Origin of the sequence: Brevundimonas diminuta 3F5N (assembly GCF_900163625.1) — a bacterium.
GTDB lineage: Bacteria > Pseudomonadota > Alphaproteobacteria > Caulobacterales > Caulobacteraceae > Brevundimonas > Brevundimonas diminuta_A.
Genome location: NZ_FUIE01000031.1, coordinates 1 through 10,133 on the forward strand (window position 1 = coordinate 1; position 10,133 = coordinate 10,133).

Annotated in this window: 11 protein-coding genes; 6 read left to right on the forward strand and 5 right to left on the reverse strand. The window is 67.6% G+C overall.

Going from position 1 to position 10,133, the window contains the following annotated elements:
- Positions 1-51 precede the first annotated feature (51 nt).
- The 3 genes from FM111_RS05375 to FM111_RS05385 all read right to left on the reverse strand — a co-directional run bounded on the left by FM111_RS05375 (position 52) and on the right by FM111_RS05385 (position 3,761).
- The gene (locus FM111_RS05375; RefSeq protein WP_087139752.1) at positions 52-1,062 is read right to left on the reverse strand and encodes an adenosine deaminase; all 1,011 of its coding nucleotides are present in this window, start codon (positions 1,060-1,062) and stop codon (positions 52-54) included.
- Positions 1,063-1,307: 245 nt separating this feature from the next.
- Positions 1,308-3,110: an arginine--tRNA ligase gene (gene argS, locus FM111_RS05380; protein ID WP_087139754.1), complete on the reverse strand. Its 1,803-nt coding sequence runs from the start codon at positions 3,108-3,110 to the stop codon at positions 1,308-1,310.
- A gap of 3 nt (positions 3,111-3,113) precedes the next feature.
- Positions 3,114-3,761 carry a Tat pathway signal sequence domain protein gene (locus FM111_RS05385; protein WP_087139755.1) on the reverse strand — a complete coding sequence of 216 codons (648 nt, stop codon included), beginning with the start codon at positions 3,759-3,761 and terminating at the stop codon, positions 3,114-3,116.
- Positions 3,762-3,920: 159 nt separating this feature from the next.
- Between FM111_RS05385 and ispH the strand changes: the two genes are divergently transcribed.
- The 3 genes from ispH (at position 3,921) to FM111_RS05400 (ending at position 5,725) form a co-directional block, all read left to right on the forward strand.
- Positions 3,921-4,892 (forward strand): 4-hydroxy-3-methylbut-2-enyl diphosphate reductase, encoded by a 972-nt coding sequence (ispH, locus tag FM111_RS05390; RefSeq protein WP_087139757.1) that lies wholly within the window; start codon positions 3,921-3,923, stop codon positions 4,890-4,892.
- Between the two features lie 34 nt (positions 4,893-4,926).
- A complete protein-coding gene (locus tag FM111_RS05395) occupies positions 4,927-5,382 on the forward strand; it encodes an Lrp/AsnC family transcriptional regulator (protein WP_087139758.1) in 456 nt (151 codons plus the stop codon).
- A gap of 103 nt (positions 5,383-5,485) precedes the next feature.
- The gene (locus FM111_RS05400) at positions 5,486-5,725 is read left to right on the forward strand and encodes a DUF6356 family protein (RefSeq protein WP_087139760.1); all 240 of its coding nucleotides are present in this window, start codon (positions 5,486-5,488) and stop codon (positions 5,723-5,725) included.
- 44 nt (positions 5,726-5,769) lie between these two features.
- Here FM111_RS05400 and hmpA read toward each other — a convergent pair whose 3' ends face one another.
- Together hmpA and FM111_RS05410 are read right to left on the reverse strand one after the other, a co-directional pair.
- Positions 5,770-6,972 (reverse strand): NO-inducible flavohemoprotein, encoded by a 1,203-nt coding sequence (hmpA, locus tag FM111_RS05405; RefSeq protein WP_087139761.1) that lies wholly within the window; start codon positions 6,970-6,972, stop codon positions 5,770-5,772.
- A 56-nt stretch (positions 6,973-7,028) separates the two neighbouring features.
- Positions 7,029-7,349: a DUF1971 domain-containing protein gene (locus FM111_RS05410; RefSeq protein ID WP_087139768.1), complete on the reverse strand. Its 321-nt coding sequence runs from the start codon at positions 7,347-7,349 to the stop codon at positions 7,029-7,031.
- A gap of 136 nt (positions 7,350-7,485) precedes the next feature.
- Between FM111_RS05410 and FM111_RS05415 the strand changes: the two genes are divergently transcribed.
- From FM111_RS05415 to FM111_RS05425, 3 genes are all read left to right on the forward strand, one after another.
- Positions 7,486-7,911, forward strand: coding sequence for an RrF2 family transcriptional regulator (locus FM111_RS05415; protein ID WP_087139763.1), 426 nt, complete (start codon positions 7,486-7,488; stop codon positions 7,909-7,911).
- Positions 7,912-7,984: 73 nt separating this feature from the next.
- A complete protein-coding gene (locus tag FM111_RS05420) occupies positions 7,985-8,956 on the forward strand; it encodes a GAF domain-containing protein (RefSeq protein ID WP_087139765.1) in 972 nt (323 codons plus the stop codon).
- 148 nt (positions 8,957-9,104) lie between these two features.
- Positions 9,105-10,133: aldehyde dehydrogenase family protein (locus tag FM111_RS05425; RefSeq protein ID WP_087139767.1), on the forward strand; the 1,029-nt coding region annotated here is incomplete at its 3' end.

The window sequence follows — 10,133 nt, forward strand, 5'->3', positions numbered from 1 at the left end:
CTGGATCCTCGGGTCAAGCCCGAGGATGACGGCGCGGGGGAGTGGGACGCCTCAGTTCGCCGCCGCGTAGGCCTCGACCTCGGCGATCCGTGCTGCCTTGTCGGCGTCGCTGAGGAAGCTGCCCTCGAAGCTGTTCTTCGCCAGTTGCGTCACCTGTTCGCGCGTCAGGCCGACCGCCTCAGCCAACTGGCTGTAGTTGGCGTTCACATAGCCGCCGAAATAGGAGGGGTCGTCCGAGTTCAGGGTGACGTGCAGGCCGCGACGCAGCATTTCGGGGACGGGGTGGTCCTTCAGATCCTTGACCACGCACAGCTTCAGGTTCGACAGGGGGCAGACCGTCAGCGTCATCTGTTCAGCGGCCAGACGGGCGATCAGGGCCTCGTCCTCCATCGAGCGGTTGCCGTGGTCCATGCGGTCGATGTGCAGCAGGTCCAGCGCCTCGCGGACGTATTTGGGCGGGCCTTCCTCGCCCGCATGGGCGCACAGCTTCAGGCCCAGTTCGCGGGCGGCGGCGAAGACGCGCTGGAACTTCGATGGCGGGTGGCCGACCTCGGAGGAATCCAGTCCGACGCCGATGAAATGGTGCAGATAGGGCTTGGCGGCCTCCAGCGTGGCGAAGGCTTCGTCTTCCGACAGGTGGCGCAGGAAGCTGAGGATCAGGCCGCTGGTGACGCCCAGCTCACTCTTGGCCCGGTCCATCCCTGCGATCAGGCCCTCGACCACGACGGCGAAGGGCACGCCCCGGTCGGTGTGGGTCTGGGGGTCGAAGAAGATCTCGGCGTGGCGGACATTGTCGGCGGCGGCGCGCTGGAAATAGGCGAAGGCCAGATCCTCGAAGTCCTGACGCGTCAGCAGCACGGCGGCGCCCGCGTAATAGATGTCGAGGAAGTCCTGCAGGTTCGAGAAGTCATAGGCCGCGCGCACGGCCTCGACGCTGTCGTAGGGAATGGCGACGCCGTTGCGCTGCGCCAGTTCGAACATCAGTTCGGGCTCGAGCGAGCCCTCGATGTGCAGGTGCAGTTCGGCCTTGGGCAGGCCGGCGATGAAGGCGTCGAGGGACATAAGGGGAGGCTCCGTAGCAAGACGGGAGCATAGCGAACCCGCTCCTGTGCGTCATCTGCCGAGACCCTCTCCCGGCGGGAGAGGGCTTGAGCCTCGGAGAGCGGAGTGATCCGCTAGGCGAAAGGGTGAGGGGCTGCGGCGTCTGTCGGCGTAAGCCGTAGCGCTACGGCTCACGCCGACTGAAAGCGTCGACCCTCATCCGGCCCTTCGGGCCACCTTCTCCCATTGGGAGAAGGAAGCAGACCTTACATCCGCTCGGGCGTCTGGATGCCCAGCAGCTCCAGCGCCTGTTCGAGCTGGTGCAGGCTGGCGGCGGCCAGGGCCAGGCGCGAGCCCTTGGTGGCGGCGTCGGGCGCGACCAGGATCGGGCAGGCGGCGTAGAATTTCGAGAAGCTCTGCGCCAGCCGATAGGCGTGCTCGGCGATCAGGTTGGGCGAGCGCTTGTCGTAGGCGTCGGCCGTGGCGGCGTCGAAAGCGTCCAGCGTCAGGGCCAGGTCGCGCTCGGCCGGTGCGGCGACGACGATGGGGGCGGTCTCGACGCCCTGATCGGCGGCCTTGCGCAGCAGGGATTTCACCCGCACCGCCTGATACAGCAGATAAGGGCCGGTCTTGCCCTCGAAGCTCATGAAGCGGTCGAGGTCGAAGACGTAGCTGGTGGTGCGGTTGTTCGACAGGTCGGCGAATTTCAGCGCCGCCACCGCCACCTTGCGGGCGATGTCCTCGAACTCGGCTTCCGGCAGATCGTCGCCGAGTTTGGCTTCCTTCAGACGCTCGCGCGCCTTGTCGGTGGCCATGGTGATCAGGTCGTGCAGCTTCAGCACGCCGCCGGCGCGGGTCTTGAACGGCTTGCCGTCGGCGCCGTTCATGGTGCCGAAGCCGAGGTGCTCCAGCGACTTCTCGGGCGCGTAGCCGGCCAGATAGGCGGCGCGGAAGACCTGTTCGAAATGCTCGGCCTGACGTTCGTCGACGACGTAGAGGATCAGGTCGGGGTCGATGGATTTGCGGCGGTCGAGGATCGTGGCCAGATCGGTCGTGCCGTACATGGCCGAGCCTTCCGACGACACCACCAGCAGGGGCGGCGGGCTGGGGGCCTCGATGACCGAGCCGTCGGCCAGCTTCTTCTTGCGGGTCTCGCCGGGCTTGGCGACGTGCACCACCTGGGCGCCGTCGTCCTCGACCAGGAGGCCGGTCTCCTTCAGGTGCGCCAGCATCTCCGGCATCAGGGGATCGGCGTCGCTCTCGCCGTTCCACAGGTCGAAGGTGACGTCCAGGGCGCCGAACTCGCGCTTCAGCGCGGTGCGGCTGACGGCGACGAAGTGGGCCCACAGCGCGCGGTAGCCGGGACGGCCGTTCTGCAGTTCAGCGGTCGCCTTGCGGGCGCGGTCGCGGAAGGCGGGGTCTTCCTTGGCCTTGGCGGCGGCCTGGGGATAGAGGCGTTCGAGGTCCTCCAGCGTGACCGGGCTGTCGGCGGGGAAGGGACCGTCGCCGTCGGCCATGAAGGGCATGGCCAGGCCTTCGTCGCCGCAGGCGGTGATCAGCAGGCCCATCTGGAAGCCCCAGTCGCCGAAGTGGGCGTCGCCCCAGACGGTGTCGCCGCGGAAGCGGAACAGGCGCTTCAGGCTCTCGCCGATGATGGACGAGCGCAGGTGGCCGACGTGCATCGGCTTGGCCACATTGGGACCGGCGTAGTCGATGACGACCTTGCGCGAGGGCGTGTTCAGCGAGGCACCGGCCAGGGTTTCGTCAGCGGCGACCTCGGCGGCGCGCTGCGACAGGGCGGCGTCAGAGAGCTTCAGGTTGATGAAGCCGGGGCCGGCGACCTCGACCGACGACAGGCGCGGATCGGCGGCCAGGCGCTCGGCGACCTTGGCGGCCAGTTCGCGCTGATTGGCTTTCAGCGCCTTGGCGGCGGCCAGGGCGCCGTTCGACTGGAAGTCGGCCAGGTCGGGACGGTCGGAGGCGGTGACGCGGGCCAGGGTCTGGTCCACGCCTTCGGCGGCGAAGGCGGCCCCGACCGCTTCGCTGAGGGAAGTCTTGAGGTCGGTCATGTCTTAGTTGGTCTGCTGGCCTGCTGTCGGGCGGAAGCGGCTGCCCGATCGGTTGAACTCGGCCATCTGCGGCGTGACGTCGAAGCCGATCAGGACTTCGAAATTGCCGCCGCTGGTGGTGGCGTCGGCGCGCGGGATGATGATGGTCTGGCTGGCTTCAGCCTGGGTGCGGTCGGCGCCGCCGAAGGTAACCGGCAGGTCGAAATATTCCTTGGCCAGGACGGCGGAGTTCCGCTCAGTCACGGCGATCCAGTAGCGATAGGTGCGGGCGTCGCCCTCGGCCAGCGGGCCCTTGCCCAGGCTGAACAGCAGGTTGACGTCCAGACGGATCGGATCGGACTCGCGATAGACGCAGTCGGAGCTGACGCCTTCGATCTCGCCCGTGAAGCCGACGCCGGTGGTCGTGGGCTGTTCATAGTTGGACAGCTCGACGAAGCGGGCCGCGTCGTAGAGAATCTTCACATAGGGGCAGGGGCCGGCGTTGGCGCGACGGCTCAGCGGCGCGATGCGCATGGGGCGCGCCGGCGCCTGTTCGGCCTTCTGGCCGCCCTGCTGGCCGCCTTGGGGGCGACCGCTTTGGGCCGCGGCGGCGTGAGGGATCAGCGCAGCCGCGAGGGAGAAGGCGGCGAGGGCGGTCAGGACGCGACGCATCAGGAGCTTTCCGGCAGTCGATGAAGGCGGGGCCGATCAGACGCCCGAACGGGCCACGCTGGGTGGTGATAGCGGCTAAAGCGAGGCGCGGCAAACGGCGCGCGCATCCCTTGGCGATGAAGGTGGCGAGCGCGCGCGCGAAGGACTAGGTTCCGGCCCATGAACGCGCCCGTATCACCCTCAGATTTTCAACCTCGCCCTCTGGCGGTCCGCATGGCCACGCCGCGCGGCTTCTGCGCCGGGGTGGACCGGGCCATCCAGATCGTCGAGCGCGCGATCGAGAAATACGGCGCGCCCGTCTATGTGCGCCACGAGATCGTTCACAACCGTCACGTCGTCGACCGGCTGAAAGGACTGGGCGCGGTCTTCGTCAAGGATCTGGACGAGTGTCCGGACGACCGGCCTGTCGTCTTCTCCGCTCACGGCGTGCCCAAGTCGGTGCCTGCCACGGCGCGTTCGCGCGAGATGCTGTTTCTGGACGCCACCTGTCCGCTGGTGTCCAAGGTCCACGTTGAGGCCGAGCGGAATTTCGCGGCGGGCCGCCACGTCATCCTGATCGGCCATGCGGGCCACCCCGAGGTCGTCGGCACCATGGGGCAACTGCCTGCCGGCGCCATCAGCCTGGTCGAGACGGTCGAGGATGCGGAAGCCTTCCAGCGGCCCGGCGACCAGCCGCTGGCCTACGCCACCCAGACCACGCTGTCGGTGGACGACACGGCCGAGATTCTGGCGGCGCTGAAGCGGCGCTTCCCCGAACTGCCCGATCCGCACAAGGAAGACATCTGCTACGCCACCACCAACCGTCAGGAGGCGGTCAAGCGGCTGGGCGAGGGCTGCGGCCTGGTGCTGGTGGTGGGGTCCAAGAACTCGTCCAACTCGGCGCGTCTGGTGGACGTGGCGCTGAAGGCCGGGGCCAGGGACGCGCGCCTGGTCGATGACGCGGGCGATCTGGACTGGAGCTGGTTCGACGGGGTCGAGACGGTGGGCCTGACCGCCGGGGCCTCGGCGCCGGAGCCTCTGGTGCAGGGGGTGATCGAGGCGATGCGCGCTCGTTTCGACGTGACCGTCACCGAGGACGACGGCGCCCGCGAGACCGTGACATTCAAACTGCCCCGCGCCCTGACGGCCTGAGGCGACGCCTGGAACGGCCGGGGAGGGCCGCGACATGAGCGGACTGGACGCCATCGACCGCCGCCTGCTGGCCATACTGCAGGACGACGCCACCGTTCCCATCGCCGAACTGGCGGAGCGGGTGGGGCTGTCCCAGACGCCGTGCTGGAAGCGGGTGAAACGGCTGCAGGATACGGGGATCATCGTTGCGCGCGTGGCCCTGCTGGACCGCGAGGCGCTGGACCTGCCGCTGGTGGTCTTCGTCTCGGTGAAGACGCGGCGGCACGACGCCGAATGGCTGGAGACCTTCAAGCAGGCCGCCGCCCTGCCCGAGGTGGTGGAATTCTATCGCATGAGCGGCGAGGTCGACTATCTGCTCAAGGTGCTGGTCAAGGACATCGCCGCCTATGACCGCTTCTATCGCCGGCTGATCGCCATCGCTCCGCTGGATGACGTCTCCTCGAGCTTCGCCATGGAGCAGATCAAGTTCACTACGGCTCTTCCGCTCTGATGAAAGAGAATAATATTCTCCTTTTGGGCTGATTTCAGAGTGTGAACGAGAATGATCCTCTCTGGTAATCGGAATACCCTCTTCCGCCTGTAGCGGAGGGTTCATGCTCAAGCGTCTGTTCGTCGATCACCCGGCCTCGGTCGGAGAGAGCTATACGGAGCACATGGGCGTCGCCGCCTCGTTCGGTGCGGCCATGTTCGTCGGTTCGCTGGCCTGTTTCGTCCACGCGGTGTTTCCTGGCCTGTGCGTCAAGACGGGCAGCGGGGTCATCAACGACTTGCATCGCCGCATGGTGACGCACCGCGTCGAGCCCGCCCGCCTGGCGGCGACCGAGCAGGACTGAAGCAAACCGGGCCGCCTCTTGGGCGGCCCAGACAGCTCTGAATCTCAGGCGGCGAGGATTTCGTCCGCCGGGCCGAAGAACTCATAGTGGATGCGGTCGGCCGGGACGCCGGCGTCGCGCAGGTCCGACACCAGGGCGCGCAGGAAGGGGCGCGGGCCGCACAGATAGTAGTCGGCCTCCTGGATCGGCGTCTGCTGGCTCAGCCAGGCGCCTGAGATGCGTCCCGCGTGGTCATGGCCGTCGCCGTCATTGGCGGGCGCTTCATAGAAGACGGTGCTGCGCGCGCGCGGATGGGCCGCCGTCAGGGCGCGGATGTGCGGCCCCATGGCGTGCGCCCCGGCGTCATAGGCGCCGTGGACATAGTGAACCTCGGTGTCCGCCTTCTCGGCCACCAGTGTCTCGAGCATCGACACCATCGGCGTCAGGCCGACGCCGCCGGACAGCAGGACGACCGGGCGCTGCGGCGTCTCGGGCAGGAAGAAGTCGCCCGCCGGGGCGCCGACCTTCAACACCATGCCGACACGGGCGTTGTCGTGCAGCCAGCCCGAGGCCAGGCCCTTGTCCTCGCGCTTGACCGAGATGCGATAGGTCTCGTCGTTCGGGGCGCAGGAAATGGAGTAGTTGCGCTTGATCGGCGGATGGCCGGGGACATCGAACCAGAAGGTCAGGTACTGGCCCGGCCGGTGACGCAACACCGGGCCGCCGTCCTTGGGCTTCAGCACGAAGGAGGTGATGACCGAGCTTTCGGGGCGCACCTCGATCACCTCAAAGGCGCGCCAGCCGTTCCAGCCGCCCTTGGCCGCCGCCAGGTCTTCGTAGATGGCGGCCTCGCGGGTGATCAGGATGTTGGCCAGGAACCAGTAGGCCTCGCCCCAGGCGGTCATGATCTCCTCGGTCGCAGCCTCGCCCAGCACATGGGCGATGGCGCCCAGCAGGGCGGCGCCGACGTGGGGATAGTGTTCGGGCAGGATCTGCAGCCCGACGTGCTTTTGCGCGATGCGCTCGACCGCGGCCGCCAGGGCGCCCAGGTTATCGATGTTGGCGGCGTAGGCCAGGATGGCCCCTGTCAGGGCGCGTGGTTGAGAACCGGCGTCGCCGTGGTGCGACTGGTTGAACAGATCGCGGATCTCGGGGTTCTGGAACATCCGCGAATACATCTCGCGCACGATGTCGAGGCCGTGGGCCTCGAGGGCGGGAACAGTGGCTTTGACAAGCGCGATCGTGCGCTCGCTGAGGGCTTGAGCCATCAGGAAACTCCTAGGCGTTGCGATGTGAGAGGGAAGGAAAAGAGAGAGGTCGCGCCCTAGCCGTCGGGCGGCCGGTCAAAGAAGTCGACGCGCATCTTCATCGGCCCCAGCGGCTCGACGAAATGGACCTGCTGCGGCCCGATGCGGCCCGGCGTTCCGGGCTTCAGGATCATGGTCAGGTGCGGGTCGCTATAAGTCAGGCGGACCTCGCCCTCCAGCACCTGGATTAGGCCCCAGGTTCCGGCCTTGAGGCTGTGATCGGCTCGAAGGGCGGCAGGCAGGGTGGCGGCGTCGAACACCGGGGTGGAGCGGTAGGGCGCGGGCGGCGCGGCGCCGTCCGTCGGCTGTGGTTGCTGGCTATGCGAGCGGCCGTTCATCGCCTTCGCTCCATTGATGCATTGATAATGCATCTATAGCCCGCGTTTGAAACATGCAACGAGGATGCATATAATTTTCTGCGGCGCGATGACGCGCTGATCGAGTGACTGCCGTAAGCGGCTCCAGAGAGGCTGAATGCGCCTGACGCGCTACACCGATTACGCCATGCGGGTGCTGCTCTATCTGGGCGCGCGGCAGGATCGGCTGTGCTCGATCGCCGAGATCGCCCAGGCCTACGGCATTTCGCAGAACCATCTGATGAAGGTGGTCAGCGACCTGGTGAATGCGGGCTATCTGGTCAGCGTGCGCGGCCGGTTCGGCGGGGTGCGGCTGGCGCGTCCGCCGGATCAGATCAACGTCGGCGCCGTGGTGCGCCATACCGAGGACGGCTTTGACCTGGTCGATTGCGGCAGTTGCATCATCGCCCCGGCCTGCGGTCTCACAGGCGCCCTGCATCAGGCCCTGGCCGCCTTCATGAAGGTGCTGGACGGCTATACTTTGGAAGGCTTGCTCAGCCGCCGCGTCGACATGGCCAGCCTGTTCGAGCGGGCCGAGACCTAGAGCAAAGGTCGCATTGACGCTCGGCGTTCTTGGGGGTCTGATCGCTCGACCTTGACCCTGGGAGGCTGCGGCCATGGGCGATAGAGTGCGACATGAACACGCCAGCCTGATCCGTCAGGCGCTGGATGACGAAGGCGCTGGCGCGCGCTCGGCCCTGGCCGCATCGTGGCGTCGGTCCGTGACCCTGTACGGCCTGGACCCTGGCGAGCATGGGGCGGTCGAGACCATCACCGAACAACAGCTGCGCGAGGCGCGCCAGGCGATGGAGCCGCTGACGCGCGCGGCCGAGGGCGTGCTGGACCGGCTGTTTCTGGCCGTCGGCGGCGTGGGGTGCTGCGTCCTGCTGACCAACGCCGAGGGCGTGCCGGTCGAGCGACGCGGGGCGGCGGCGGATGACGACACCTTCCACCGCTGGGGCCTGTGGCCCGGCGCCGTCTGGTCCGAGGCGGTCGAGGGGACCAACGGCATCGGCACGGCCCTGGCCGAGCATCGGGCCGTAACCATCCATCGCGAACAGCATTTCCACGCCCGCAACACCGGGCTGAGCTGCATCACCCACCCGATCCATGACCACATGGGGCGGCTGGCCGGGGCGCTGGACGTCTCGTCCTGCCGGGCCGACGCGACCGAGGCCATCCTGGGGCTGATCTCGGCGGCCGTGGCCGATGCGGCGCGGGCGATCGAGGCCCAGACCTTCCGCCAGGCCTTCGCCGATGCGCGCATCGTGTTGGCGGGAGGCGTCAGCGAGCGCAATGCCGCCGCCCTTCTGGCCGTGGACCGGGACGATCTCGTGGTCGGCGCCACACGGGCGGCGCGTCTGTCCCTGTCCATCACCGACGAGCGGATCGCGGCTCAGTTGCCCGCGTCCGACCTGCTGACGCCGGGCGGAGCCGAGGTTGATTTGCTGGAGGCTGAGCGCGGGGCGGTGCGCCGCGCCCTGGCCCGCACCGGGGGTAATGTCTCGGCGGCGGCGCGGGCGCTGGGCGTCAGCCGCGCCACCCTGCACCGCAAGCTGCATCGTCTGGGTCTGATCGATCTGAACTGACCGATGCCGACGGAAACTGTCGCAAGTCTGCGACAGGTGTGCGCCGCACCATTCGGGCGGCGTCTGGAACGGGCCGTCAGACCCACCGACCTTGCCTCAAACGACGCCGACAATCGGCGCCCGAGGAAACCGCAAGGAGGCCGTTCCCATGACCAAACCCGAATTCGTCCGCGCCGTGACGCCGAAATACAAGGCGCGCTACGACAACTTCATCGGCGGCCAGTGGGTCGCGCCGGTCAACGGCCGCTATTTCGAGAACACCTCCCCGGTGAACGGCCGCGTCCTGTGCGAGATCGCTCGTTCGGACGCGGCCGACGTCGAGCTGGCGCTGGACGCCGCCCACGCGGCCAGGGACGGCTGGGGCAAGACCAGCGTCGCCCAGCGCGCCCTGATCCTGAACCGCATCGCCGAGCGCATGGAGCAGAATCTGCAGGCCATCGCCGAGGCCGAGACTTGGGATAACGGCAAGCCGGTGCGTGAAACGCTCGCGGCGGACATTCCGCTGGCCATCGACCATTTCCGCTATTTCGCCGGCTGCATCCGGGCGCAGGAAGGCGGCATTTCGGAACTCGACAACGACACGGTCGCCTATCACTTCCACGAGCCGCTGGGCGTGGTCGGTCAGATCATTCCGTGGAACTTCCCGATCCTGATGGCGGCGTGGAAGATCGCCCCGGCGCTGGCGGCAGGCAATTGCATCGTGCTGAAGCCGGCCGAGCAGACCCCGGCCTCCATCCTGCTGCTTATGGAGCTGATTCAGGACATCCTGCCGCCGGGCGTGCTTAACATCGTCTCGGGCACGGGGATCGAGGTCGGCGAGCCGCTGGCCACCAACCCGCGCATCGCCAAGATCGCCTTCACCGGCTCGACCGCCGTCGGCCAGAAGATCATGGAATACGCCACCCAGAACATCATCCCGGTGACGCTGGAGCTGGGCGGCAAGTCGCCGAACATCTTCTTCAAGGACGTGATGGACGCCGACGACGCCTTCCTCGACAAGGCCCTGGAAGGCTTCGCCATGTTCGCGCTCAACCAGGGCGAGGTCTGCACTTGCCCCAGCCGCGCCCTGATCCACGAAGACATCTATGAGGCCTTCATCGAGAAGGCGATCGCCCGCGTCGAAGCCATCAAACAGGGCGACCCGCTGGACCCGACGACCCAGGTCGGCGCCCAGGCC

What these genes read in the sequence shown, in the direction of transcription:
- ispH (WP_087139757.1), top strand. Translation starts at nt 3,921, where the DNA reads ATGAACGCGCCCGTATCACCCTCAGATTTTCAACCTCGCCCTCTGGCG.
- FM111_RS05395 (WP_087139758.1), top strand. Translation starts at nt 4,927, where the DNA reads ATGAGCGGACTGGACGCCATCGACCGCCGCCTGCTGGCCATACTGCAG.
- FM111_RS05420 (WP_087139765.1), top strand. Translation starts at nt 7,985, where the DNA reads ATGGGCGATAGAGTGCGACATGAACACGCCAGCCTGATCCGTCAGGCG.
- argS (WP_087139754.1), bottom strand. Translation starts at nt 3,110, where the DNA reads ATGACCGACCTCAAGACTTCCCTCAGCGAAGCGGTCGGGGCCGCCTTC.
- hmpA (WP_087139761.1), bottom strand. Translation starts at nt 6,972, where the DNA reads ATGGCTCAAGCCCTCAGCGAGCGCACGATCGCGCTTGTCAAAGCCACT.
- FM111_RS05385 (WP_087139755.1), bottom strand. Translation starts at nt 3,761, where the DNA reads ATGCGTCGCGTCCTGACCGCCCTCGCCGCCTTCTCCCTCGCGGCTGCG.
- FM111_RS05400 (WP_087139760.1), top strand. Translation starts at nt 5,486, where the DNA reads ATGCTCAAGCGTCTGTTCGTCGATCACCCGGCCTCGGTCGGAGAGAGC.
- FM111_RS05375 (WP_087139752.1), bottom strand. Translation starts at nt 1,062, where the DNA reads ATGTCCCTCGACGCCTTCATCGCCGGCCTGCCCAAGGCCGAACTGCAC.
- FM111_RS05410 (WP_087139768.1), bottom strand. Translation starts at nt 7,349, where the DNA reads ATGAACGGCCGCTCGCATAGCCAGCAACCACAGCCGACGGACGGCGCC.
- FM111_RS05415 (WP_087139763.1), top strand. Translation starts at nt 7,486, where the DNA reads ATGCGCCTGACGCGCTACACCGATTACGCCATGCGGGTGCTGCTCTAT.